Genomic DNA, 23,398 nt, shown 5'->3' on the forward strand with positions numbered 1-23,398 from the left:
AAAAAGCATATAAAATAAATCATATTTTTAAATTTGACACTCGTTTTTGAAAGTAAACCCTTTCAATGTGTCATACTTTTAATTTTTTAAAGGAGTTGAACGTATGTATTTCGTAGACCGGAAACTGATGGAAGAAAGACTGAATTATTTTGAGGAAATAATGGGGGATTTTAGTAAAATAAGATCCACTGAGACAGCGGAAACCAGATTAGCTGTTGAACGAATATGCCATATGATGATTGAAGTAATTATGGATGTAGGCAATCAGATGATTGACGGGTTTATTATGAGAGACCCGGGAAGTTATGAAGATATTATTCATATCCTTGCTGATGAAAAAGTTTTATCAAAAGAGGAAGCAGAGGCTCTGGAAGCCCTTATTCCCTGGAGAAAGGAGCTTCTGCAGAATTATACAACTCTAGATGTTGCCGGTATGTATGACGATTTCAAAAACAAGTCGGAGCCATTAATTAATTTCCCGGGGAAAATACGTAAATATCTGGAAAATGAACTGGGCCCTGTGTCAGCCTTTTTGCCTCAAAAAGATTAGAAATGAAAGTTTGTGAAAAAGTGAACAAATTATGTAGAGATTAAGTCAATTTTTCAAACTTTTTACTTATTAAATTTACTGTCACGGTAACCTTCGTTAAAATAAGGATGAAGGATGGTGAGGTAAATGGCGACAAAGACCACCTCAACAAGAGACCAAATATTAAGCTTATTAAAAAAGAAGAAACAAATGACAGTATCAACCATTGCAAAAGAGCTTTCCATTACAGAAATGGCTGTCAGAAGGCATCTGAACACTTTAGAGAGAGATAATGTAGTTGAGACGACTTTATTAAGGCAGGCAATGGGGAGGCCGACAAATGTTTATCAGCTTTCCACGTCCGGACAGGAGCTTTTTCCCAGAAATTATGGGGAGCTGACGATCGATTTACTTAGGACAATTCAGGAAAAAGAAGGATTGGCTAAAGTAAAAGAGTTGTTTGATCACCGGAAAGATAAGCTGAAACTCCGGTTTGAAAAAAGAATGTTTTTAAAAGACTTCCAAAGCAAGGTCCTGGAGCTGCAAAAAATACAAAACGAACAAGGGTTTATGGCAGAAGTGAATCAGGAACCGGACGGAAGTTATACGTTTAAACAGTTTAATTGCCCGATCGCTGCTGTAGCGAAAGAATTTCCTGTTGTATGTGCCGCTGAGATGCAGCTGTTTAAAGAGCTGCTGGAAACTGGCGATATTCAATGCGAGAAATGTATGTCTACTGGACAGGAGCAACACTGCTATTATAAAATCAAACAGTCAGAAGGCTTTTAAACACGCCACTCTCTTCCGAGTGGCGCTTCTTTTTTTGGAGATTTATGCAGGACATTGAGGAGGATTCACATGGGTAAGTATAAAGGATATTTAATTGATTTAGACGGGACGATGTACCGTGGAGAAGAAAAAATTGATGCGGCATCCCGTTTTGTTAAACAGTTAGAGAAAAAAGACCTTCCGTATCTCTTTGTAACAAACAACTCTTCACGTACCCCTAAAGAAGTGGCTGAAAAACTGGTATCCATGGATATACCGGCGACAGAGGAACACGTCTTCACGACGAGCATGGCGACTGCCCAGTTCATTAAACAGACGTACGGGAAAGTAAACGTCTATATGATTGGTGAGAGAGGACTGGAAGACGCTTTAGTCAAACAAGGACTTAACTTAACAGATAAAGAGATTGAAGCGGTCGTCATGGGAATTGACCGCCAGATTAATTATGAGAAACTGGCTGTAGCCTGCCTTGCTGTAAGAAATGGGGCGGCTTTTCTCTCAACAAACGGCGATGTGGCTATACCGACAGAACGTGGACTTATGCCTGGTAATGGGTCTTTAACTTCTGTAGTTCACGTCTCTACAGGCGTCACACCCAAGTTTATTGGTAAACCTGAGTCGGTGATTGTTGATCAGGCGCTGGCCGTGTTAGGGACTGAAAGACATGAGACGTTAATGGTTGGGGACAATTACCAGACAGATATTATGGCTGGGATTAATGCAACAATGGATACGCTTATTGTCCATACCGGTGTGACTTCAGTTGAACAGCTGGCTGAAGAGAAAATTCAGCCAACCTATGCCATTCATACATTAGATGAGTGGGACTGGGAAATTTAAAAGAAAAGAATTCCCTGCAGAACATTTAGGAGCCTGCCACGTTTAAGCGCTGGAGTTGCACCCACTTTACGGAAAGTCAGCAGAGAGCCATGAGGCACACTGACTTGACTACGGGTACCATTCTCTCGTTTTTAAATTAGAAAAGACCTTCTCTCAATTGGGTGAGAAGGTCTTTCTTATCTTTATTATAATCAATATTAACCGAAATTGATTTTTGCAAAGGCTGTTAAAGAGTTTCTTTTAAGATAAATTTAATATTCTCCTGCCTCTCTGTGTGCGAGACGGCTTGAAGCAGCTGCAGCAATTGCTCCGACAATATCATCTAAAAAAGTGTGGCAGCCGTTATTTTTATCATTTAATTTTTTTAAAATTCCCGGCTTTTCTTTATCAATGTAACCGTAATTAGTAAAACCGATCGACCCGTAGACATTGACAATAGATAATGCAATTATCTCATCAATTCCGTAAAGGCCTTCATCTCTTTCTATTATTCCCTGAAGAGGCGGATCCAGTTTTCCTTCCTCAGCCAACCTGTCAATTTGGATTCCTGTTAGTATGGCATTATGCACTTCTCTCTTTGATAAAACTCTTTCCACGTTCTCCAGACAGTCTTCTATAGTAACGGAAGGGTAGTAAGATTTTTGGAGATCGTAAACCAATTCTCCTATGTCCCGAAGTGAGACTCCGCGGTCTGAAAGCCAATTTTTAGCAGTGTCCTCAATTAAACCTTTCTGCTTTTTCATCATGGTTTCCACCTGCTCCTATCTTATTTGTTTCGATTAGTGTATTCACCGAGGTTAAAGATATTCCCCCTTAAGGCACGATTTGGGCGTTTCACTCATAAACTGAAGACAGAAGGCGTACGAAAAGGAGCGGGATCGATGTTGGAGCGGCAGTTATATGAGAATTACAGGATAAGCGTGGACCAGATGTCATTTATAGGGGAAGATGTGGTTATAAACGCTGGCGGGAAAAGCTATTTATTAAGAAACAGCGGTCATTTGCCACCTAAAAAAATTGAGGAACAGATGCTGATGGCGGAGTATTTAATTTATAATGGTGAGCCTCATATTGCAAGGCCCGTCCTTTCTCAGCGAGAAAGCTATATATCAGTTATAGATGGGGACAGCGCCATTATTTACGATATTACCAACGATCTTTCACAGGAGTCATTCCAAACAGATCAATCCGCCGGGAGAAAGCTTGCAAGATTTCATCTTAAGGGGGAAGCCTTTGAGGCCTCACACTCTGTATGGAATGGCACATGGTATGCGTGGCAGGACCGGTGGATAAAGAGGCTGGATCAATTGGAAAACTGGTATGTGAAAAAACAGAAAGACCCCTACAAAACACCAGGGGATGAATGGTTTCTGTTAAGCTTTCCATATTTTTTAGGAGTGACTGAAAATGCTGTTCAAATGATGAATACGATCCAGACGAATAACCCGTTTTTAATCAGAGAAGGTAAGGGGAACACCATTTGTCACCAGCGGTTTCATGAAGGGTGCTGGCTGACAGTGGATGAGCGCCATGTAGGTGCAGTAAAAGTACCATCGGATTTTACTTACGATCATTTTACAAGAGATACAACTGAATATATCAGGCATCTAACTGCAGAACCAGGCTCTTTTAATAAAAAAACGAAAAGGATAGAGCGTTTTTTGCACAGGTACCAGACTATTAAACCTTTTGACGGTGTAGACTTTCAGCTCTTAATTGCCAGGCTCGCTTTTCCAGTTCATTATTTCGAGCTTGTTGAAGAGTATTACCGGACAGTTGATGATGAACGAAAAGCTGTACTGGAAGAAGATTTAAGTCTTCTGTTTACAGGAGCAGAGGAATACGAGCACACTATCCGCTTTGTGGCATCGTTATTTCCAGATAGTAAAAATATTTTTGCACTTCCTGAATGGCTATCAAATAAGAAGTAATGGCTCTTTGATTGATGATACGGTCACCTGACGTATATACTTGTACTGTATGCGCTAACAATCATGAAAGGGGCCATTATTTATTATGTCAAAACCTTATGTTTATGTAACACGCAAAGTACCAGAAGAAAGTCTGACTGCTCTGCAGGAAGTAGCAGAAGTGGAAATGTGGCCGAAAGCAGAGGACCCCGTCCCAAGAGAAGTCCTGTTGGAAAAAGCGCAGAAAGCTTCAGGGTTATATACCATGCTTTCTGATCAAATTGATGAGGAATTATTAGATAATTCTCCTCATTTAAAAGTAGTGGCTAATCTGGCTGTCGGCTTTGATAACATTAATGTTGAAAAGGCAACAGAAAAAGGAATATCGGTATGTAACACGCCGGATGTCCTGACCGATACAACTGCAGATTTGGCGTTTGCACTGCTTATGGCTGCTGGGAGAAGGATTGTTGAAGCAGCAGAATACGTGAAAGACGGCAAATGGCAAAACTGGGCGCCGCTGTTATTAGCAGGAACAGATATCCATCATAAAACAATTGGGATTGTCGGTATGGGGAGGATAGGAACTGCTGTAGCTAAACGGGCAACAGGTTTTGAAATGGAGATTCTTTACCATAACCGTTCAAGAAAAAAAGAAGCTGAAGAAGAATTAGGCGCTTCTTACGTATCTTTTGAAGAATTAACTGAGCGCGCAGATTACGTTGTTTGTCTTGCGCCATTAACGGAAGAAACGAAAGATTTATTTACGTATGACGTCTTTAATAAAATGAAATCATCGGCTGTCTTTGTCAATGCTTCAAGAGGAGGGGTGGTCGTTGAAGAGGATTTGGAAAGGGCGTTAAAAGAAGAAACTATTGCTGCTGCAGGGCTCGATGTGTTCCGTAAAGAGCCGATCCCAGCTGATCATCCGCTGTTAAGTCTAACAAATGTTGTAGCACTTCCTCACATTGGAAGTGCGAGTGCAGAAACCCGCCATGAAATGGCAGCGTTAGTAAGCCGGAATATTGCCAGCGTATTAAAAGGGGACACGCCTGAAGCCCTTGTAAACGAAGATGTCTTATCATAAAAAAAGGAGTTGCAGATATCTGCAACTCCTTTTTCTTTAAAGAAAATTAGAATACTTGTTCTAATTCTGTTACTCCTGGAACCTCTTCCAACAAAGCACGCTCAATACCTGCTTTTAAAGTAATTGTTGAACTTGGGCATGAACCGCAAGCTCCCATAAGACGAACTTTAACCACGCCGTCTTCAATATCTACAAGTTCAACGTCCCCTCCATCACGAAGTAAAAACGGACGCAATTTATCGAGCACTTCTTGCACTTGGGCTTCCATTGTTTCTGTTGCCATAATCTGAACACTCCTTTCTTTACAATTATTATAATATTCTTCACGGAAAAAATCCATGGGGAGGGGTTAATTTTTTCGGTAATTAATATGAACATTGTGTGTATAGTGGTAATCTCATTTAACGCCTGCTAATGTGATAAAATAACAATAGCAGGAGGTGGGAATGATGAACCCGGTTTATATAACTGTTTATGGCGCAGAGCAGAAATGCGCGAGTTGTATCCATTTACCAAGTGCCCTTGAAACAAAAGAATGGCTTGAGGCAGCAATCACACGTAAATTTCCTGATTATCCGATAACTGTGGAATATTGCGACATTAAGCAGCCAAAGACGGAAGAAGAAAGATCTTTTTCTGAAAAAATTCTCGAAGATGAATATTTTTATCCTCTCGTCGTTCTGAACGGGGAAGTTGCAGGAGAAGGAAATCCTAGGCTATCTGCTATTTACGGGTTAATTGAACAGGAACAAAAAAAGTAGCTCCGGCAGTGGCTGGCGCTACTTTTTTGTTTATAAGGATTAGGAAGACCATAAAATTAAGAACCTGAGTGATGCTTGTACATCCACAAAACTCCAGACTTTAGAACCCGGGGAATTCTGCCAGTAAGCGATTTTTCTCCCATCAGGCCAAAACCGTGTTTTTTTCCTAACGAGCCTAACGTTCCTTTAAGTTTAATTTTAGGCATTTCTTCAGGGTAAGGTTCGTCCTTCCATTTTTTGTTTAATAGCATGGCAACCCGCTCAGCCTGAGCTTCAGCAAGCTGCGCACTTGGAGCATGGGTGGAGCATGCACAGTCGCCAATTACAAATACATTCTCATAATTGTGAAGGTGGTGGTACTTCGTAGTGTGTAACCGCCCCATGTGGTCCTGTTCTACATTTTCAAGGTTTCGGACAATTTTATTAGCCTGAATCCCTGCAGTCCAGATAATAGCGTCAGCTTCTACTGGTTCATCATGATTATAAAGAGTGTGTCTCTCGACCTTGGTGATGTTAGCTTTATTAATAATTTTCACATCGTTTTCAACTAACCAGTCGGTTACATAATTATACAATTTAGCGGGGAACATAGATAAGATGTTTTCTCCTCTGTCGAAAAGCATAATTTCAAGGTCCGGTCTGCTTTCCCGTAATTCACTCGCTAATTCGACCCCGCTAAGTCCTCCGCCTACAATACAGACTCTGCCGTTTGGCCTAACGCTCTGGAGCACCTGGTAGGTTTTCCTGGCACGTCGCATACTTTGGATGCTTAAAGTATTTTCCTGAGCGCCTGGCACACCATGATGTTTATCCTCACACCCTAAACCAATAATTAAATCATCATAGCTGATAAACTCTCCTGACTGGAGTTCTACCTTATTATCATCTAAATGAATATCCGTCACCACTTCAAACTTTAGTTCGAGGCGGACGTCGTTTGGAAAAGAAATACGTAAATGGCGGTCAGCAACTGTACCTGCCGCTAGAGCATAAAACTCTGTTTTTAAACTGTGATAGGCTTCTTTCTCAATTAATGTAACCGATACATCTCTGACATCTTTTTCATTTAAAAGCTTCTGGATTACCCGAAGCCCTCCGTAGCCTCCACCTAAAATAACAAGGTTTCGCACGGGATCAACCCCCTTTAATCGTGCAAAGGAGAGTAAACCGCTGAATAACGACAACGCTTACCTTTGCTTCCTACGATAGATTATGACAAATTAGTGACAGTTTAAATATATCAGCTTTTCAGGAATTCTACAACGGATAATGAAAGCGCTTATATATATTAGTATAATTGTTGGGTTGTTTAGCAGTTGACAATGGCAGATGAGGAAGGTAGCATAAACGGGAAAGTTTCTGTATATACCCAGAGGTGAATATAAATGAATCCAATTATTGAATTTTGCGTAAGCAATCTGGCGAGCGGTACGCAAAAAGTAAAAGAAGAACTTGAAAAAGACCCAGACCTTGATGTACTGGAATATGGCTGCCTCAGTTTTTGCGGCCAATGCGCAAGAAGTAAATTTGCTCTTGTTAACGGAGAAGTGGTTACAGGGGAAACTAATGAGGAACTCCTCAAAAACATTTACAAATATCTAGAAGAAAACCCAATGTTCTAAAAAGAGTAATACCCGGCCCTTTGGAGGCCGGGTATTGTTTGTGGGGAGGAATGCAGCACACAACGAAAACAATAATAACAACACACGTTCGTTTTATATTTTAGTTGTATTCCCCCGCAGTGTCCATTAACATATAAATAATCAGAATTAAATTCGGGGGAGTTATTATATGAAACCAATACCTTTTGACCATACATGGCCTTATGACCTTCAAATGGGTGATATATACTTGCCTGCGTGTCCATACTGCGGTAATGATAATGTAATGACAAATATGTCTTTAAATGCCCTGAAACGAGCTAAAGAAGGGGTGAAGGCGAGGGTTAACATGCCTTGCTGCAGAAAAACAATGATTGTCATTGAAGCAGATGAAGACTACCTATGGACAAGTGAGAAGCTCAGGTAGCAGCCTGTTCCTGAAGTTTAAGATCCACCAGTTTATTTAAGCTGGCCTTAAAGAGAAGGCTGGGACAAAAGGATAGAATAATAAAGAACAGCCGAACAAAATTTTAATTTTGTTCGGCTATTCTTTTTGAGAAAAAGAGTGATTTCAGTCCCCCAGGCGGACGCTTGCCCAGGGCTTGTCCTTTTAATCTGCCGATTCACTCTCGGCGAAGGCTTATACCACAGGCATAAGTGCAGCATAGGTCATTAGGATCTTCGGCTAACCCCTTCACGTCCTGTGAAAACGCCGAAGTCACCACATCGGTGTGGAAGTTCGCTGTGTTTTCTTTACCAGCGGGCTTGTCTTCAACTAACTTTCCCGAAGAACTACTTAGGGAAAGTGGATTTTCAGACTTCGCTCATCCTCTGGGTGTCCTCGCCTTCGTTCGTTCATCGGAATAATAATGTATTTAGAGGGTGAGTTTTTCTACATGATTGGCTAACATTCAACTTAGCCTGGAGCTTCGTTGAATTGGATCTTCAGACTGCGTTTAAACCCTGTGGCATCACCGCCTTCTGTCCTTCAATCAAAAACTCAGGCTATTTAATAATTGGTAAAACTAAAAGTGGCCTTGTCTTTAGTTATGGTTCTCTTTTTACTCTTATCAGCCGGACTTCATCAACAGACAAACATACAAAAAACCGAAGCTGCGCATTTACGCGCAGCTTCGGTTTTACTTTTAATACTCTTTAATAACATTGTAGAAAGTGTCACGCTCGACTGGCTTCTTGTCGGCGCCTTTTATCAGATGAATCAGTTCCTCACGAGTTAAGCCTTGGGAAGTTAACGCACCGACAGAGTGGGAAATACGCTCTTCAATCAGCGTCCCGTGAATATCGGAACTTCCGAATGACAGAGCCATCTGTGTTAATTGCGGACCAATATTGATCCAGTAGGCTTTAATGTGGTCAAAGTTATCAAGCATCAGCCTGCTGATCGCAATCGTACGCAAATCATCATAAGCAGAAGTCCGTCTTTTCAGCCCGGCATTGACACTTCTCGGCTGCATAGCTAAAGGTATGAAAACCATAAAGCCGTTTGTTTTATCCTGAAGCTGTCTTAACCGGTCCATATGAATTAATCGCTCTTCTTTTGATTCAATCGAACCGTAAAGCATAGTAGCATGTGTTTTTAAACCAAGATCATGGGCGATTTCGTGAGCTTCAAGCCATTCATAAGTGGAAGCCTTATCAGGGCTCATCTTAGCTCGATAACGTTCCGTAAGTATTTCTGCACCGCCGCCAGGAAGCGTGTCCAGCCCGGCCTTGATTAGCTCTTCCATAACTTCTCTCATGGTTAAGCCGGCGTGGCGGGCAAAAAATTCAATTTCAGCTCCTGTATAGGCTTTTACCGTGCACTGAGGGTAATGCTTTTTCAGCGTACGGATCGTATCTAAGTAGTAATCAAAAGGAACGTCTGTATTATGGCCGCCGACAATATGGAATTCGCGAATATTATCATTCCAGCGCTCTTCCACATATTTCAATAACTCTTCTTCATTCATTGTATATGCGCCTTCTTCACCAGGCTTACGCTTGAAACCGCAAAAGCCGCAGCTGGCTTCACACACATTTGTAGGGTTAATATACATATTCTGAATAAAGTAAACATTTTTACCGTTTTTATTTTCATTTACCTGATTAGCAAGCTGGGCGACGGTGAGGTAATCTGTTGTTTCATAAAGCTTCAGGCCATCTTCTATCGTCAGCCGTTCACCGTTCATTACTTTCTGTTTAATTCCTTCGAGATTCTGGTCTAGCAAAACCGAACTCATTTCAATCCCCGCCTTTGTAAAAGTGTTAATAGTCTGACTATATGTGATTAAATAGTTTTAAATAGGAGCATAAGCCCATTTCGTTTCCCGAAACTCCTTTTATCTTACCATCATTTTGACAAGCTTGCCAAAAATAAATTCAGAAGGCCATTCACAGGCTTTTTGAAGAAAGTGGGCTGAACACTAATTACAATCCGGTTTCTTGAAGGTCACATTAATAGCCGTTATAATGGATATAAGATTCACAGAGACAGGAGGGTTTGACACATGTTAACAATTACTGAGGCCGCAGCAAGCCAGGTTAAACAGATGATGGCTGATGAAGAAGAGGCAAAGTACTTGCGTATTGGAGTTCAAGGCGGAGGCTGCAGCGGTCTGTCTTATGTTATGGGTTTTGCTGAAGAAGCGGGTGACGAAGATAAAAAGCTGGAAATTGAAGGTATTGACGTTGTAATAGAAAAAGAAAATATCCCAATGCTTGAAGGCGTTAAGATTGATTATAAACAGAATATGATGGGCGGCGGATTTACCATTGATAATCCAAATGCCATCGCAAATTGCGGGTGCGGGTCCTCATTCCGTACTGCCACGAACGCGGGTACACCTGAAGACTGTTAATAATCCAAAAGCCGGTTTCTTTAAAAAAAGAACCGGCTTTTATTTATACAAAAAACCGGATTACGCATCGCATAATCCGGTCTGTATAGTCTCGTTTACCAGAAAAAAAACTCTCTCTGGAAACAACTGTCTGATGTTTCATTCTTCTGGATAGCACTCTTAAAAAAGGCTGGAACTGTGTCCGGCTGTGGCGCTGGCCGTTGGATCAATGTAAACTTTGGCTTTGTTAATAGCGGTAGGTGCTTCACCAAATCCACACGCAATCAGTTTGACTTTACCTTCATACGTGGCAATATCCCCGCAGGCATAAATTCCTTCGATGTTAGTTTCCATATTTGAATTGACCTTAATTGAGTTTTTTTCGATTTCCAGACCCCATTCTTTAATCGGGCCAAGGTTAGAAATAAATCCATAGTTAACAATTAAAGTATCAATATCTACTTTATGTGTTTTTTCACCGTTTTTCTCTTTTAGTGTAACGGCAGTTATTTTATCGCCGTCATGGTGTATTTCGTTGACTACAAAAGGTGTACGGACATTTATTTTATCAGAATTCATTAGCTGTTCAACACTGTGCTCGTGGGCACGGAACTTATTTCTCCGGTGAACAATTGTAATTTCTTCGGCTATGTCCTCAAGCATCAGAGTCCAGTCAACAGCTGAGTCGCCTCCCCCGGCTAAAACAACGCGGTCTCCGGCAAACTTAGTCAAGTCGCTTACGAAGTAATGAAGGTTTTTACCTTCAAACTGTTCAGCACCTTCAATATCTAATCGGCGGGGCTTAAATGCTCCAACCCCTGCTGTAATTATCACCGTTTTAGTATAATGCTTTTCTTTCTCAGTCGTTAATGTGAAAATGTTGTCATCTCCCTTTTCAACATTTTCAACCGCCTGCTCCAACACAATTGTTGGGTCAAACTGTTTGGCTTGCTCTTCAAGGTTGTCTACTAATTCCTGTGCACGAACTTTCGGGAACCCAGCGACATCGTATATGTACTTCTCAGGATACAGCGCTGATAATTGTCCCCCTAACTGAGGCATTGCTTCAATAATTTTAACTTTTGCCTGCCTTAAACCTCCGTAAAAAGCTGTGAATAAGCCGACAGGGCCTCCCCCAATAATGGTAATATCGTATACTTCTCTCTCTTTTGACAAACCTCACACCTCCACACTTATATTAGACAGTTGTTCCTTTATACATTATAATCTTTAACCCGCAGGAAAGAAAGACCCCCAAATTAATAAATCAAATTAATCAAAAAATTCTCAAAATAATACTTTATAGAAGCTTTTTAAGTTAAAAAACATTATAATAGTGTTAAGGAGATACAAAATAAAATTAATTGCAACTTTTCTTTAAAAAAGTTCGAAAAATCGTCGAAAAATAGTTGAAAATTCTTCACTTAACCCATATGATGATATAGGGAATACAACATAGTCTCCGTGCTGATAGGATTATCCGCAATCGTTTATAAAATTATTTTTTTATATCATGGTACGTGAATTTTATCACAAAGTGTCTCTGTAAAAAAGAGGTTGATATTGTGGTTAAACGGGAAAAATGGAGATTAAGATTAAGACTGGAGTGAGAAGAATGAACAGAAAGCCCAAAATAGTGATTTTAGGTGCTGGTTATGGCGGGATGATGACAGCTTCAAGACTTCAAAAGGCGAATGCTTATCAGGATGCTGATATTACATTAGTCAATAAGCATAATTATCATTACCAGACTACATGGCTGCATGAGCCGGCCGCAGGAACGCTGCATCATGACAGAACCCGGATGAAGATTGACAGGGTGATTGATACTAACAAAATCCAGTTTATTAAAGACTCAGTGACTGAGATTAAAAAGGATGAAAAGAAAGTGATCCTGGAAAAAGGGGAACTGGACTACGACTATCTCGTAATCGGTCTAGGATCTGAACCTGAAACATTCGGCATTCCAGGTGTTAAAGAACATGCTTTTTCAATCCGCAGTGTCAACTCTGTTCGTTTAATTCGCGAACATATTGAATATATGTTTGCTAATTATAATAAACAGGAAGAAAAACATGATGATCTGCTGACATTTGTAGTAGCCGGTGCAGGCTTTACCGGCATCGAGTTTGTAGGGGAATTATCTGAGCGAATCCCTGAACTTTGTGAAGAATATGATATTGCAAGGGAAAAAGTAAAGCTTTATTCTGTGGAAGCAGCTCCGACAGCACTTCCGGGATTTGATGAAGAGCTTGTGGAATATGCAATGAATCTGCTTGAAAGCAGAGGGGTTGAATTCAAAATCAATACTCCGATTAAAGAAGTACAAGACGGGGTAGTTCTCCTTGCCGACGGAGAAGAGATCAAGTCTCAGACAATTGTCTGGACGACAGGGGTACGCGGCAATTCCGTAATTGAGAAGTCTGGATTTGAAGCTATGCGGGGGCGTGTAAAGGTCGAAAAAGATTTGAGAGCTCCAGGGTATGATGATGTCTTTATTATTGGTGACTGTGCCCTCATTATTAATGAGGAAATTAACAGACCTTATCCTCCTACTGCACAGATTGCAATTCAGCAGGCTTACACATGCGCCAATAATCTGAAAGCGCTGCTTGCTGGTAAAACCGACATGGAAGAGTTCAAGCCTGACATCAAAGGTACAGTAGCTTCTCTTGGCGGAAAAGAAGCGATCGGTAAAGTAGGAGACAGAAAGCTATACGGCAACTCGGCTTCAGCTGTAAAGAAAATCATTGATAACCGTTACCTCTTCCTTCTTGGAGGTATGCCGCTAGTGCTTAAAAAAGGAAAATTAAACATTTTCTAAAAGTGCCATTAACTCACCGGACAATAACTGTTCCGGTGAGTTTTATTGTTCTGTTTCTTCATTCCTTTATCGTTTAAAAGTGAAAAATTAAAATAGACAGGAAATATATCTTAATAGAAGAAATACAGAGTGAAAACAACTTGTTTACGCTTACACGGAGGATTGTCAGGTAATTTAACAGTTTTCAAAATGGTTTTTTTCTGATATTGTTATCTGAAAGTTCTGAATACTATTAATGATAAAGGGGGAGTCATCATGGCATTTTCCAAGAAGAAATTAAAGTTAACCGATTGTCCTTATTGTACTGGGAAAGGATATTTCCAGCTGCTGCTGGGTGGCTCTGAAACGTGCTTTCACTGTCACGGATCAGGCAGAAAACACTGATAACTGTATAATATGATTTTAATTTGCTGATTTAAACTTCCAGAGCCGCTCTGGAAGTTTTTCTTTGCTTAAACAGATTCAAAGGGAGCAGAACTGCTAAACATTTACTAGCTGGTAATTAAGAAATGAAACCGGAGAAAAGATGATTGACGTTCTTATAAGAATTAAGTAAACTAAAGTTTGATCTTATGGGGGTGAACCACTTGTTAAATTTGCCGCAATTAATTATTGCCATTTTATTATATTTCGTTCTTTTTTTTGGAATAGGGTTTATTCTGAATATGCTGCTGCGGTCTACTTGGACAATGGCTGTTATTTACCCTGTCGTTATTTTCTTTATAGTTGACCAATCAGGATTTTTCAGCTATTTCACCAATCCCTCACCGTCTTTTTCCGCGCTGGCAGAAAACCTCATAGCCCTTACAACTGCCGATATTATCATTTTGATAGCCGGCATGGGCGGAGCAGTGCTGTCTGGAGTAGCCAACCGTATGTTAAGAAATAGAGGTTATCAAATGTTTTAACTCTCCTTTTAAAAAAAGGGGAGTTTTTTTGTATAGTCTTTTAAGGTTAAGGGCATCCTTAAATGATGAAAGGTGTGTGACTCATGGCTTTCGTCAAAACACAAATACAACGGTTAGCCCTCACTGTACTGTTTGCTGTAGCGCTTTTTACGACCTATTCGCATATTTCAAATATTAAAGCTGACGATCTGCTGGAGTGGTGGAACGACTACAGAGCCGTTCCTGCAGTTGAAGAAAGCCATCATGGGATGGCAGATGAATTAGTGTCGCTTGAAGCAAACAGTCCAATGTCTTTACAAATGGAATCCAGTCCAGCAACAATAGACGATGCGGAAGACTGGTCAAATTACCCTGTTAAGGAAGTCGTAGCTACCGGTTATACAGCGGGCTATGAGTCTACCGGAAAAACGGAAGACCATCCCGAATACGGCATTACTTATTCAGGCGCTAAAGTTAAAAGAGATTTGTATTCAACGATTGCAGCAGATCCGGAAGTTTTTCCTCTGGGTACCATTTTATTTATACCCGGTTACGGCTACGGGGTAGTAGCAGACACCGGTTCTGCCATTAAAGGCGATAAGATTGATTTATATTTCGATACAGTAAAAGACGTCTATGATCTATGGGGTAAAAAATCTGTAGAAGTATTTGTAATCGAAGAAGGTAATGGATATATAACAGACGAAGACATAAAGAAATTAAATGAGGCTGAGGAAGTTCAAACATATAGAGAAGAGTTTACTTCCCTCCAGGCTTCATAAAGAAAAAGTTGCTGGACGATAAATCGTCAGCAACTTTTTTGCAATTAATAAATAAGGGCATGCATAACGATGGCGAGGATAATTCCTAAAAGTCCTCCAAAAAATACTTCAATCGGCTGATGCCCGAGTAATTCTTTTAGTTCTTTTCGTTTTTCCTGTTCCTTTTTCTCAGGCCAGTGTTTCATTTCAGCTACCGCTTTGTTAAAGTCAGTTACCAGACGGTTTACAACGGTTGCCTGTTCCCCGGCATGACGGCGGACTCCTGTCGCATCGAACATCACGATAATCCCCAAAATTGCAGAGATGGCAAAAAGAGAGGAGTCTAATCCGTATTCCAATGCTATTGCCGTAGCAAGTGCAGTTACGGCACCTGAGTGGGAACTTGGCATTCCTCCTGTACTTGTAAGAAGAGTCCAGTCGAACTTGCGTGAAGCAATAAAATGAAGCGGTACTTTAATGAACTGGGCGAAGCCAATCGTAAAAAGAGCAGCCCATAAAGGAAAATTATGAAATACTTCCATATGTTTTTGATATCCTTTCTCAGTAAACTCTATGATAGTAAAAATAATTTCTAAGTTAAGGGGAGCTTTATTATAACACATATTTTCCCTTTCCTTAATAAATGTAAACGGAGCTTAATAACCCGGTCAGCTGGAAGTTAATAGAACTGCTTTATAGTTCAACATTGATATAAGCTGTTGAGGATTTATACGAGAAAGATTATAATCATAAAAAATGGTCTGATCAGGACTATTTATCAGATTTAAATATGGGAAAAAGCCGGGGAAATCTAAAAGAATGTTTAATTAGTTTACCGGCAGGGTATATAGTATATTAACCTCAACTGTGCGAAATTTGCTTTTATAGCGAGGTTAGCCGAGAATATTGGCATTGTCTTTATGTTATACGAGGTGAGCATTGTTCATTGGTTTATTTTGACGTATATGTCAGACTATCCGTTTTGTGAATAAAGTAGGATTGCTATAAGCTATTTAATAGCCGTCTTTGCCCTTAAAAAAGGAAAGGGTTTTGAAAAGTTTTATTAATAAAACATCATTTTTAATATTATGCTGATTTCAGGTTACTCAAGGTGGTATCCTGTGCATCGAAGCATCTCACAGTTTATTCATGAGAGATTCACTCGTTGCTTTTCCCGCTGGCGTGCCGATTTCTTCTAATACTAAGTTGATTTATTACAAAGCTTTTATAAAAATACTTATTTTACAATAGGGATAACTTTTAAACAACAAAAGGGGGGAGAGTAAGATTGGAAAACACTCAGGCAAAAAGTTCATCTAAGAAAAAACAGAACAAAGTTTTTAAGTTCCTTGATGCCACTTTGCATACAGTGGAAAAATTTATTCTAAGCTGGTCTATAATCGTTATTTCAGTTATGACCGTTGGAAATGTGCTGACCCGGATGATTACCGGTTCGAGCTGGCATTTCGCAGCAGAAATCAGCCGGCTTTCAGTTATTGTAGCCAGCTTCATGGGGATTAGTTATGCAGCCAGAAAAGGGCGGCATATAAGTATGTCGGCGTTATTTGACTTGTCTCCTAAGCCGGTGAAAAAAGCATTATCGATTATAAATCCTCTCATAACAGCCTTGGTTCTTTTCATAGTCAGTTACTATGGTGCTATTTACACTTACGGTATTTATGAAACAGGAAGAACGACAGCAGCTTTGGAATTTCCTTTCTGGCTTATGGTTGTAGCCATTCCAGTAGGCTGTTTTATTGGCGGTATCCAGTTTTTAAGAAATATGTGGATGAATATTGCTAATAAAGAAGTCTATTTGGCGGAAGATAAAAAGGATTATGATGAACAGTAATAATAAATTTTAATATTTATGAGACGTAAAAAAATTAGACTGAGAGGAATCTGCTATGGTTTGGACACTACTTGGCATTATGATTATTTTGCTCTTAATGGGTTTTCCAATGATGATTCCTTTAATTGCCGGGCCGCTTGTTATGCTATTTTTCTTTATGGACATGGACCCGACCATCATGGTTCAGCAGATGGTAGAAGGAATTTCATCATACGTACTTATTGCGGTACCTTTATTTATTTTTGCCGCAGATATAATGACCTCCGGGAGAACGTCCCGCAAGCTTCTTGATTTTGTAGGTTCTTTTGTAGGGCACCTGAGGGGAGGGTATGCTATAACGACGGCTGCCGCCTGTACACTCTTCGGGTCAATTTCCGGTTCCACCCAGGCGACAGTGGTAGCAATCGGTAAACCGATGCGGGAAAGATTATTAAAAGTCGGTTATAAAGATTCCAGCGCTATTGCTCTTATTATTAATTCTAGTGATGTCGCGCTTCTTATTCCACCAAGTATCGGGATGATCATCTATGCTTTGGTATCAAACGCCTCTGTTGGTGATCTGTTTATCGCAGGTATTGGACCTGGTGTACTTATATTTTTATTTTTTGCAACCTATGCTTATATTCACGCGAAAATACACAACATACCATTGGCGGCTAAATTGTCATGGAGTGAACGTAAAGATGTAACGATCAAAGCGCTGCTTCCGTTAGGGTTTCCATTTATCATTATCGGAGGTATTTATACAGGACAGTTTACACCAACTGAAGCGGCCGGGGTTTCTGTTTTGTACGCATTAGTGCTTGAAGTATTTATTTTCAGGTCGTTGAAATTATCCCAGATTCCAGGAATTGCATTATCTTCAGGGATCGTAACTTCAGCCGTATTCGTTCTGGTAGCGGGAGGTCAGGCTTTTTCCTGGGTAATCTCTTTTGCCAGAATTCCAAGAATGCTAACAGATGCAGTTATGGGTACTGATCCGACAGCTCTTTATGTGTTATTTATTGTGGCGGTATTCTTCTTTGTAGGCTGTATGTTTGTCGACCCTATTGTCGTTATTCTGATACTTACGCCAATCTTTGCACCTGTTGCAGAAACAGCGGGGATCGATCCGGTTCACCTCGGAGTCGTCATTGTATTCCAGGCGGCACTTGGATCTGCTACGCCGCCATTTGGAGTCGATATATTTACGGCCAGTGCGGTGTTTAATAAATCATATTTGGATGTTATACGGGGCACGCCGCCGTATATTGTAATGCTTCTTATCGTTTCAGTTTTAGTTATTGTTTTTGAAGACATCTCACTCTTTTTACTGAAGCTTTTCTAAGTTTCCGATAAGGGTGCAGGTCTTTAAAATAAAAAATTTGGGGGTATAAACATATGATTAAGAAAAAAGGTCTATTAGCCAGTGTGATGTCACTGGGACTTGTTCTTGCTGCTTGCGGCGGGGATAACAATGAAAATGGAAACAACGCCGGAGGAGATAACGACCCTGATGGCAACGGCAACAATGGAGGAGAACAGGTAGAGGCTCAGGAATGGCGTTTTGTTACTGAAGAAACAGAAGGCCAGGTTCAAATGGTGTATGCTAATGAATTTGCAGACCTCGTCAATGAAAAGTCTGATGGCCAGATTACTATTGATGTATACGGCTTCGGTGAGCTGGGCAGTGAGGTAGACCAGGTAGAGCAGCTTCAGCAGGGCATTGTTGAATTTGCAATTATTTCTCCAGGTTTTACCGGTACACTTGTGCCTGAAGGAAATATTTTTGCTCTCCAATTCCTTTTTGATGATGACCAGGAGTTAAACCAGCAAGTATTAAATGAGAGTGAAGCAATCAATACTCATCTTGCGGAAAAATATGAAGAGCAAGGGATTATGCCATTGGCATTCTGGACTGAAGGAGCTATGCAGTGGACTGGAAACTCACCTTTACAGACTCCGGATGATTTCCAGGGATTCCAAATGAGAACACAGGAATCTCCTTTAATTCTTCGTTCATATGAAGCTTATGGAGCTAACCCGACTGCAATGAGCTGGGGTGAATTATACACTGGCCTGCAGCAGGGAGCAGTTGAGGGTCAGGAAAACCCATTATTCTTTATCGAAGATGCCAACTTCCATGAAGTACAGGACTACCTGACTATTTCAAACCATAATATGTATGTCACAATGACAACAGTAAATCCTGATTTTTATGAAGGATTAGATGAAGCGACTCAAAATATTATTGACGAAGCAATTGAAGAAATGAGAGACAGAGGATTTGACATTCAACAAGAACAAAATGATGCTGCTCTTGAACTGATTGAAGAAGCAACTGATACACCTACAGAAGTCATTGAGCTTACTGAAGAAGAGCGTGACGAGTTCCGTGAGCTTGCTGGTGAAGCTCGCGACTACTTCCGTGAAAACGGGGGAGACGACGCTGAAATGATTCTTGACATGCTCATTGACGAAATTGAAGAAGCTCAAGGCAACTAATTAAGATATCGCAAAAGCCGGGATTTTTTCCCGGCTTTTTTAATTGGCTTCTAAAATAATTAATTTACAAAACTGAATTGACAGCAGTGTTGAATGGTGTTAAATTAATAACTGTTTTTACGTTATCGATTTATCATAATAAAGTAATAAAGAGTTAAAGGGGATAAAACAATGAATGCTGTCATTCTAGCTGTATTAGTTATGATCGGATTAAGTTTAATGAGAATCCATGTCGTTATTGCACTTATCACCGGTGCAATGGCCGGAGGGCTTGCCGCCGGTTTTTCCATTACAGAGACAATTGAAATTTTCACTGGCGGACTGGGCTCTAATGTAACAGTAGCACTAAGTTATGCGATGCTCGGTGCATTTGCTGTGGGAATCAGCTATACAGGCTTGCCTAATCTTATGGTGAAAGCTGCGATAAAAATTGTGGGTCGTGAAGGTGAAGCCCGCAAAAAAACTTTGACCAAAGTTTTACTCTTGTTTATTATCGCGATTATTGCTTCATTTTCTCAAAATCTGGTGCCTGTCCATATTGCATTTATACCTATTTTCATTCCGCCACTCCTTAAAGTATTTAATGAGCTAAGAATGGACCGCCGGGCTACTGCAACAGCTTTAACGTTTGGACTGAAAGCCCCTTACATTCTTATTCCTGCAGGGTACGGATTAATATTTCATGACATTGTGGCAACGAACATGGAAGAGAGTGGTATGCAGGTAGATATGGCTATGATTCCGCAGGCGCTCATGCTGCCTGTAGCAGGAATGCTTGTTGGTTTGTTGTTTGCCATTTTTGTTACTTACCGTAAAGAACGAAATTACGAAGACGTAGAGCTGACTGCTGCGGAAGAGTCAAATCAATATAATTATACAGGTGCGGGAATAGCTGTGGGGTTACTGGCAGTTATAGTTGTTCTTTACTCTCAGGTAATGACGGATTCTATGATCTTCGGGGCCCTGACAGGATTGATTATTTTATACCTGTATTTCGGCTACCTTCATGTGAGAAAGAAGCTTAGCATTTCCCAATCCGAGCAGTTGTTAACAAACGGGATGAAAATGCTGGCATTTATAGGGTTTGTCATGATAGCTGCTGGAGGTTTTGCTGAAGTAATCAGGGAAACAGGGCATGTGGACTTGCTTGTGGAAGCCACTTCAGGCTTGGTCGGAAATAATCACGGCCTGGCAGCGATTCTGATGCTTATAATCGGTTTATTTATTACAATGGGGATCGGCTCGTCGTTTGCTACTATTCCTATTATTGCTGCAATCTATGTTCCTCTTGCTGCCGCTATTGGTTTATCTCCAATGGCGACGATAGCTTTGATTGGAACTGCCGGTGCTTTAGGGGATGCCGGGTCACCTGCCTCTGACAGTACTCTTGGACCGTCAGCAGGACTGAATGCTGACAGCCAGCATAATCATATTTGGGACACTTGTGTACCGACATTCCTTCATTTTAATATCCCGTTAATAATTTTTGGCTGGATCGCAGCGATGATTTTATAGATATACGAGTCTTCTCCTCACTACAAAAGAGTGAATGCCTGCTTTATAAGCGGCATTCACTCTTTATTTCTGTATTATGAAGCAGCTTTCATATGCTGAGGTTGACGGTTAACTGCTTTCAACAGCTGTGGAGCAAGTATAGCAGTGAAGGTCGCCAAAACTAAATCTTTAATAAAGAATGGGGTCATTCCTGCTGCTATAGGAAGCAGCTGCACCCCGTCTAAACCGAGAATGAAGTTACTATGGAAGTATAAATAAGGAACCCCGATAAGATAGTTAATAATAAGTCCTGCATAACTTGCCATAAAAAATGTCAGTAATGTGGGCTGTGGCGATCTTTCTATTATCGCACCAGCGGCAAAGGCAAGCACCACAAAAGAAATTAAAAATCCTAGAGTTGGAGAAGCAATAACTTGGAAGCCGCCACTAAAGCCTGCAAGAACTGGAACCCCGATAAACCCTATTAATAAATAACCAATCATTGAAAAAGCACCTAATTTTTTCCCCAGTAATATACCGGCTAATATAGCTACCACCGTTTGGAAAGTTAATGGCACAGGACCGAGTGGTATAAAAGCGGCTAAGTTTGCCCCTATTGCCATTAGTGCGATAAATACGGCCCCTTTTGTTAAATCCACTATTTGAAATTGCTTTTTGTCTGACATAAACATCCCCCTTGTAATGTTAACTTTTATCAAAATATGGTTAACATTATCATACGAAGGCAGATGGTGATTGTCAACGTATTATTTTAATAGTTAACATTCCGGGAAAGTTAAAGTTTTCACATACTTGTCATTTCATCTCCGTTTCAAAGTGAATTTATGTGCTAATATAATTAACAAATGAATACCTATTCATTAATTGCTCAATACTAAAGGTAGAGAAAGTCCTGAAAGGAGGCCGTGATGATTACTCAAATTAAAAACAATCATCTCGTTGAAAAAGTACAGCATTATTCCTTGAATGAAATGACATCCAGTGACCTGATAATTAATAAAAATCTGAAACCAGAGTTGTTACCGGAAAAGATTCTGCAGGCTATTTATCCTGAAAACTCTTCAATTATGCCTGTGCATGAAGCGCAGAATATAATTATATGGTACAGTGATCAATCCTTTTCGAAATCCCTTCAAAATAAGATAAACGTCTGGCGAAAGAACAGCCAGACTATCCATGTTATTAATTGCGGAGTAAACAGCAGTTTTGGAGAGCCGGGTATTAATGAATACTTTATTAAGAAATATACGGAAGGGGCTCTTGCTTTAGGATATATGAATGAAGTATTCAACAGAAAAGAGCTGATTCCTGCTTTTGTCAGTGAACAAGATAAACCTTTCTTTACTTTTAAAGAAATGATGAAAATTTATAATTTGGAAAAGGTGAAAGAAATAACAGGCTTAACTAAGAAAGAGATCACTGCAATTTATAACATTTTCCAGGCTGGCCGCCGGCCTTATCACTGGCTTGCTTTATCCGAAAGATCAGACGAGAGGACAATCCAATCCATACGCTCAATCTGTTTACTTCCTGCTACTCAATTAAATGAAAAAGAAAATATTAAAATCCCGGTTTCCTATGAGCAGGATCCTTTTGAAAAAGCTTTTGCAGTTATTCCAAAGGAGGGGAGCTATCCCTATAAACTTATTCCAAAATCTGAATTATTTTTATCTGAGAATAAAAGGACAGCCGAAAGTTTTAATTTGCCATCTGCTTTAGAGAAAAGTGTAGTCTCTTTTTATGACTGGGATTTTGCTGATTATTTTGATGTCGATCCTCTTCCTTCCTGGGACCATTATGAGTGATGAAACTAAAACAGGAATTAAAAACTAGTTAAATTTACTGGTGCATCTTATTATAGCTGCCGGAAGAGGCTGGGAGCGTTTCATTTAAAGTTAAGAAGGTTCTAATTATCGTCCATCGATAATTAGAACCTTTTTTGTTGATTAAAAACGGGTGTTAATTTTTTCAGCACGTGTATTTTTTTGTGACGTATAAGTGAAGCAGCGAAGAATTAATAAGAACCGTGAGCGAGAAAGCAGGCTATCGGGCTATATATCGTGGAAAAGGTTCTCTCAGTGAGCGAGAAAGCACCCGAGCGGTTCTCATAAATGTGAGAGCCGTTCCTTTTTTCTGGGTTTTATCCCGGCTTTTAGCTGAGTATATCGTGCCCGGCTATATCACTCCTGCTCGTCTTGGCAATTATTGGAGCGGTCTGCTGCAATTCGCTTCTATGGTTTAGCTTTATAAGAAGCAGTCGAAGCAGGGCATATTGTGTCTAAGCTGCCGGTAAGCTTTATAATACTCATGGTTTGGAGGATTAAAGTTTCTTACTTAAAAATATCTATTTGCTATTGACCTATTGAGAAAAGGTCAATATAATAGATCAAGTCGCAAAGGAAACAAATTAATAAAATATAAAAAAATCAAAAAAACTATTGCATTCCGATTGTTATTTTGATATATTATTACTTGTCGCCGTTGAGGACGGCAACCAAGCCGGTAAAAAACTTTGAAAAAAGTTGTTGACGGCTGGACGATGAAATGTTATGATTAAAAAGTCGCTAAAAAACGACAAAACAACATTTTTTGACCTTTGAAAACTAAACAAAAAGCCAAGCGAAGAGGGATATTTAATATATCCCGTCAATGAATTATTTTTATTTTGATGTCAGAGACATCGAACTCTTTTATGGAGAGTTTGATCCTGGCTCAGGACGA

The 23,398-nt window shown here is 40.1% G+C and carries 25 protein-coding genes and 1 pseudogene; 19 read left to right on the forward strand and 7 right to left on the reverse strand.

What is annotated here, in order from left to right:
* Positions 1–103 precede the first annotated feature (103 nt).
* From BMW59_RS18660 to BMW59_RS18670, 3 genes are all read left to right on the forward strand, one after another.
* Complete coding sequence (locus tag BMW59_RS18660) at positions 104–550, forward strand: DUF86 domain-containing protein (protein WP_093055333.1); 447 nt, start codon at positions 104–106, stop codon at positions 548–550.
* A gap of 126 nt (positions 551–676) precedes the next feature.
* On the forward strand, positions 677–1,318 hold the full coding sequence (locus BMW59_RS18665) for a helix-turn-helix transcriptional regulator (protein ID WP_093055335.1): 642 nt from the start codon (positions 677–679) through the stop codon (positions 1,316–1,318).
* Between the two features lie 69 nt (positions 1,319–1,387).
* The gene (locus BMW59_RS18670) at positions 1,388–2,158 is read left to right on the forward strand and encodes a TIGR01457 family HAD-type hydrolase (protein ID WP_093055337.1); all 771 of its coding nucleotides are present in this window, start codon (positions 1,388–1,390) and stop codon (positions 2,156–2,158) included.
* Positions 2,159–2,409: 251 nt separating this feature from the next.
* Here the strand turns inward: BMW59_RS18670 and BMW59_RS18675 are convergent, their stop codons facing one another.
* Entirely contained in the window at positions 2,410–2,901 is a 492-nt protein-coding gene (locus tag BMW59_RS18675; RefSeq protein WP_425441281.1) for a phosphatidylglycerophosphatase A family protein, read from the reverse strand.
* A 138-nt stretch (positions 2,902–3,039) separates the two neighbouring features.
* Between BMW59_RS18675 and yutH the strand changes: the two genes are divergently transcribed.
* Positions 3,040–4,089, forward strand: a complete 1,050-nt coding sequence (gene yutH / locus BMW59_RS18680; protein WP_093055341.1) for a spore coat putative kinase YutH — start codon at positions 3,040–3,042, stop codon at positions 4,087–4,089.
* An 85-nt stretch (positions 4,090–4,174) separates the two neighbouring features.
* Positions 4,175–5,155: a 2-hydroxyacid dehydrogenase gene (locus BMW59_RS18685; RefSeq protein ID WP_093055343.1), complete on the forward strand. Its 981-nt coding sequence runs from the start codon at positions 4,175–4,177 to the stop codon at positions 5,153–5,155.
* A gap of 46 nt (positions 5,156–5,201) precedes the next feature.
* Here BMW59_RS18685 and BMW59_RS18690 read toward each other — a convergent pair.
* Positions 5,202–5,423 (reverse strand): annotated as a pseudogene (locus tag BMW59_RS18690) (NifU family protein); the annotation flags it as partial.
* 178 nt (positions 5,424–5,601) lie between these two features.
* Between BMW59_RS18690 and BMW59_RS18695 the strand changes: the two are divergent.
* Positions 5,602–5,916: a YuzD family protein gene (locus BMW59_RS18695; protein WP_342740480.1), complete on the forward strand. Its 315-nt coding sequence runs from the start codon at positions 5,602–5,604 to the stop codon at positions 5,914–5,916.
* Positions 5,917–5,972: 56 nt separating this feature from the next.
* Here BMW59_RS18695 and BMW59_RS18700 read toward each other — a convergent pair whose 3' ends face one another.
* Positions 5,973–7,046 (reverse strand): NAD(P)/FAD-dependent oxidoreductase, encoded by a 1,074-nt coding sequence (locus BMW59_RS18700; protein WP_093055349.1) that lies wholly within the window; start codon positions 7,044–7,046, stop codon positions 5,973–5,975.
* 255 nt (positions 7,047–7,301) lie between these two features.
* Between BMW59_RS18700 and BMW59_RS18705 the strand changes: the two genes are divergently transcribed.
* Entirely contained in the window at positions 7,302–7,538 is a 237-nt protein-coding gene (locus tag BMW59_RS18705) for a YuzB family protein (protein WP_093055351.1), read from the forward strand.
* A 169-nt stretch (positions 7,539–7,707) separates the two neighbouring features.
* Complete coding sequence (locus BMW59_RS18710) at positions 7,708–7,944, forward strand: hypothetical protein (protein WP_093055353.1); 237 nt, start codon at positions 7,708–7,710, stop codon at positions 7,942–7,944.
* A 718-nt stretch (positions 7,945–8,662) separates the two neighbouring features.
* Here the strand turns inward: BMW59_RS18710 and mqnE are convergent.
* On the reverse strand, positions 8,663–9,757 hold the full coding sequence (gene mqnE / locus BMW59_RS18715) for an aminofutalosine synthase MqnE (protein WP_093055355.1): 1,095 nt from the start codon (positions 9,755–9,757) through the stop codon (positions 8,663–8,665).
* 267 nt (positions 9,758–10,024) lie between these two features.
* On the opposite strand from mqnE, the gene BMW59_RS18720 reads away from it, so the two are divergent.
* Positions 10,025–10,375, forward strand: coding sequence for a HesB/IscA family protein (locus BMW59_RS18720; RefSeq protein WP_093055357.1), 351 nt, complete (start codon positions 10,025–10,027; stop codon positions 10,373–10,375).
* 159 nt (positions 10,376–10,534) lie between these two features.
* On the opposite strand, the gene BMW59_RS18725 is transcribed toward BMW59_RS18720, so the two are convergent.
* Positions 10,535–11,530, reverse strand: coding sequence for an NAD(P)/FAD-dependent oxidoreductase (locus tag BMW59_RS18725; protein WP_093055359.1), 996 nt, complete (start codon positions 11,528–11,530; stop codon positions 10,535–10,537).
* A gap of 406 nt (positions 11,531–11,936) precedes the next feature.
* On the opposite strand from BMW59_RS18725, the gene BMW59_RS18730 reads away from it, so the two are divergent.
* The 4 genes from BMW59_RS18730 to BMW59_RS18740 all read left to right on the forward strand — a co-directional run bounded on the left by BMW59_RS18730 (position 11,937) and on the right by BMW59_RS18740 (position 14,847).
* Positions 11,937–13,178 carry an NAD(P)/FAD-dependent oxidoreductase gene (locus BMW59_RS18730; RefSeq protein WP_425441282.1) on the forward strand — a complete coding sequence of 414 codons (1,242 nt, stop codon included), beginning with the start codon at positions 11,937–11,939 and terminating at the stop codon, positions 13,176–13,178.
* A 255-nt stretch (positions 13,179–13,433) separates the two neighbouring features.
* A complete protein-coding gene (locus BMW59_RS21900) occupies positions 13,434–13,562 on the forward strand; it encodes a YuiA family protein (protein ID WP_177174435.1) in 129 nt (42 codons plus the stop codon).
* A 203-nt stretch (positions 13,563–13,765) separates the two neighbouring features.
* On the forward strand, positions 13,766–14,086 hold the full coding sequence (locus BMW59_RS18735; protein WP_281244282.1) for a YuiB family protein: 321 nt from the start codon (positions 13,766–13,768) through the stop codon (positions 14,084–14,086).
* An 83-nt stretch (positions 14,087–14,169) separates the two neighbouring features.
* On the forward strand, positions 14,170–14,847 hold the full coding sequence (locus BMW59_RS18740; protein ID WP_093055366.1) for a 3D domain-containing protein: 678 nt from the start codon (positions 14,170–14,172) through the stop codon (positions 14,845–14,847).
* A gap of 44 nt (positions 14,848–14,891) precedes the next feature.
* On the opposite strand, the gene BMW59_RS18745 is transcribed toward BMW59_RS18740, so the two are convergent.
* On the reverse strand, positions 14,892–15,368 hold the full coding sequence (locus tag BMW59_RS18745; RefSeq protein WP_093055392.1) for a divergent PAP2 family protein: 477 nt from the start codon (positions 15,366–15,368) through the stop codon (positions 14,892–14,894).
* Positions 15,369–16,114: 746 nt separating this feature from the next.
* Between BMW59_RS18745 and BMW59_RS18750 the strand changes: the two genes are divergently transcribed.
* The 4 genes from BMW59_RS18750 to BMW59_RS18765 all read left to right on the forward strand — a co-directional run bounded on the left by BMW59_RS18750 (position 16,115) and on the right by BMW59_RS18765 (position 20,677).
* Positions 16,115–16,678 (forward strand): TRAP transporter small permease, encoded by a 564-nt coding sequence (locus tag BMW59_RS18750; RefSeq protein ID WP_245733226.1) that lies wholly within the window; start codon positions 16,115–16,117, stop codon positions 16,676–16,678.
* A gap of 55 nt (positions 16,679–16,733) precedes the next feature.
* Entirely contained in the window at positions 16,734–18,005 is a 1,272-nt protein-coding gene (locus tag BMW59_RS18755) for a TRAP transporter large permease (RefSeq protein ID WP_093055368.1), read from the forward strand.
* Positions 18,006–18,058: 53 nt separating this feature from the next.
* Positions 18,059–19,162, forward strand: coding sequence for a DctP family TRAP transporter solute-binding subunit (locus tag BMW59_RS18760; RefSeq protein ID WP_093055370.1), 1,104 nt, complete (start codon positions 18,059–18,061; stop codon positions 19,160–19,162).
* 171 nt (positions 19,163–19,333) lie between these two features.
* The gene (locus tag BMW59_RS18765; RefSeq protein ID WP_093055372.1) at positions 19,334–20,677 is read left to right on the forward strand and encodes a Na+/H+ antiporter family protein; all 1,344 of its coding nucleotides are present in this window, start codon (positions 19,334–19,336) and stop codon (positions 20,675–20,677) included.
* 74 nt (positions 20,678–20,751) lie between these two features.
* On the opposite strand, the gene BMW59_RS18770 is transcribed toward BMW59_RS18765, so the two are convergent.
* A complete protein-coding gene (locus BMW59_RS18770; protein WP_177174436.1) occupies positions 20,752–21,342 on the reverse strand; it encodes a biotin transporter BioY in 591 nt (196 codons plus the stop codon).
* A gap of 243 nt (positions 21,343–21,585) precedes the next feature.
* On the opposite strand from BMW59_RS18770, the gene BMW59_RS18775 reads away from it, so the two are divergent.
* Together BMW59_RS18775 and BMW59_RS21905 are read left to right on the forward strand one after the other, a co-directional pair.
* Positions 21,586–22,482: a molybdopterin-binding domain-containing protein gene (locus BMW59_RS18775; RefSeq protein ID WP_093055376.1), complete on the forward strand. Its 897-nt coding sequence runs from the start codon at positions 21,586–21,588 to the stop codon at positions 22,480–22,482.
* 221 nt (positions 22,483–22,703) lie between these two features.
* Positions 22,704–22,919: a hypothetical protein gene (locus BMW59_RS21905; RefSeq protein ID WP_177174437.1), complete on the forward strand. Its 216-nt coding sequence runs from the start codon at positions 22,704–22,706 to the stop codon at positions 22,917–22,919.
* Positions 22,920–23,398: the final 479 nt, after the last annotated feature.

This window comes from Salipaludibacillus aurantiacus, from assembly GCF_900111295.1.
Lineage (GTDB): Bacteria > Bacillota > Bacilli > Bacillales > Salisediminibacteriaceae > Salipaludibacillus > Salipaludibacillus aurantiacus.

What these genes read in the sequence shown, in the direction of transcription:
- mqnE (WP_093055355.1), bottom strand. Translation starts at nt 9,757, where the DNA reads ATGAGTTCGGTTTTGCTAGACCAGAATCTCGAAGGAATTAAACAGAAA.
- BMW59_RS18665 (WP_093055335.1), top strand. Translation starts at nt 677, where the DNA reads ATGGCGACAAAGACCACCTCAACAAGAGACCAAATATTAAGCTTATTA.
- BMW59_RS18730 (WP_425441282.1), top strand. Translation starts at nt 11,937, where the DNA reads ATGGAGATTAAGATTAAGACTGGAGTGAGAAGAATGAACAGAAAGCCC.
- BMW59_RS18705 (WP_093055351.1), top strand. Translation starts at nt 7,302, where the DNA reads ATGAATCCAATTATTGAATTTTGCGTAAGCAATCTGGCGAGCGGTACG.
- BMW59_RS18755 (WP_093055368.1), top strand. Translation starts at nt 16,734, where the DNA reads ATGGTTTGGACACTACTTGGCATTATGATTATTTTGCTCTTAATGGGT.
- BMW59_RS18670 (WP_093055337.1), top strand. Translation starts at nt 1,388, where the DNA reads ATGGGTAAGTATAAAGGATATTTAATTGATTTAGACGGGACGATGTAC.
- BMW59_RS18685 (WP_093055343.1), top strand. Translation starts at nt 4,175, where the DNA reads ATGTCAAAACCTTATGTTTATGTAACACGCAAAGTACCAGAAGAAAGT.
- BMW59_RS18775 (WP_093055376.1), top strand. Translation starts at nt 21,586, where the DNA reads ATGATTACTCAAATTAAAAACAATCATCTCGTTGAAAAAGTACAGCAT.
- BMW59_RS18765 (WP_093055372.1), top strand. Translation starts at nt 19,334, where the DNA reads ATGAATGCTGTCATTCTAGCTGTATTAGTTATGATCGGATTAAGTTTA.
- BMW59_RS18745 (WP_093055392.1), bottom strand. Translation starts at nt 15,368, where the DNA reads ATGGAAGTATTTCATAATTTTCCTTTATGGGCTGCTCTTTTTACGATT.
- BMW59_RS18760 (WP_093055370.1), top strand. Translation starts at nt 18,059, where the DNA reads ATGATTAAGAAAAAAGGTCTATTAGCCAGTGTGATGTCACTGGGACTT.
- BMW59_RS21900 (WP_177174435.1), top strand. Translation starts at nt 13,434, where the DNA reads ATGGCATTTTCCAAGAAGAAATTAAAGTTAACCGATTGTCCTTATTGT.
- yutH (WP_093055341.1), top strand. Translation starts at nt 3,040, where the DNA reads ATGTTGGAGCGGCAGTTATATGAGAATTACAGGATAAGCGTGGACCAG.
- BMW59_RS18675 (WP_425441281.1), bottom strand. Translation starts at nt 2,901, where the DNA reads ATGAAAAAGCAGAAAGGTTTAATTGAGGACACTGCTAAAAATTGGCTT.
- BMW59_RS18740 (WP_093055366.1), top strand. Translation starts at nt 14,170, where the DNA reads ATGGCTTTCGTCAAAACACAAATACAACGGTTAGCCCTCACTGTACTG.
- BMW59_RS18660 (WP_093055333.1), top strand. Translation starts at nt 104, where the DNA reads ATGTATTTCGTAGACCGGAAACTGATGGAAGAAAGACTGAATTATTTT.
- BMW59_RS18695 (WP_342740480.1), top strand. Translation starts at nt 5,602, where the DNA reads ATGATGAACCCGGTTTATATAACTGTTTATGGCGCAGAGCAGAAATGC.
- BMW59_RS18710 (WP_093055353.1), top strand. Translation starts at nt 7,708, where the DNA reads ATGAAACCAATACCTTTTGACCATACATGGCCTTATGACCTTCAAATG.
- BMW59_RS18720 (WP_093055357.1), top strand. Translation starts at nt 10,025, where the DNA reads ATGTTAACAATTACTGAGGCCGCAGCAAGCCAGGTTAAACAGATGATG.
- BMW59_RS18770 (WP_177174436.1), bottom strand. Translation starts at nt 21,342, where the DNA reads ATGTCAGACAAAAAGCAATTTCAAATAGTGGATTTAACAAAAGGGGCC.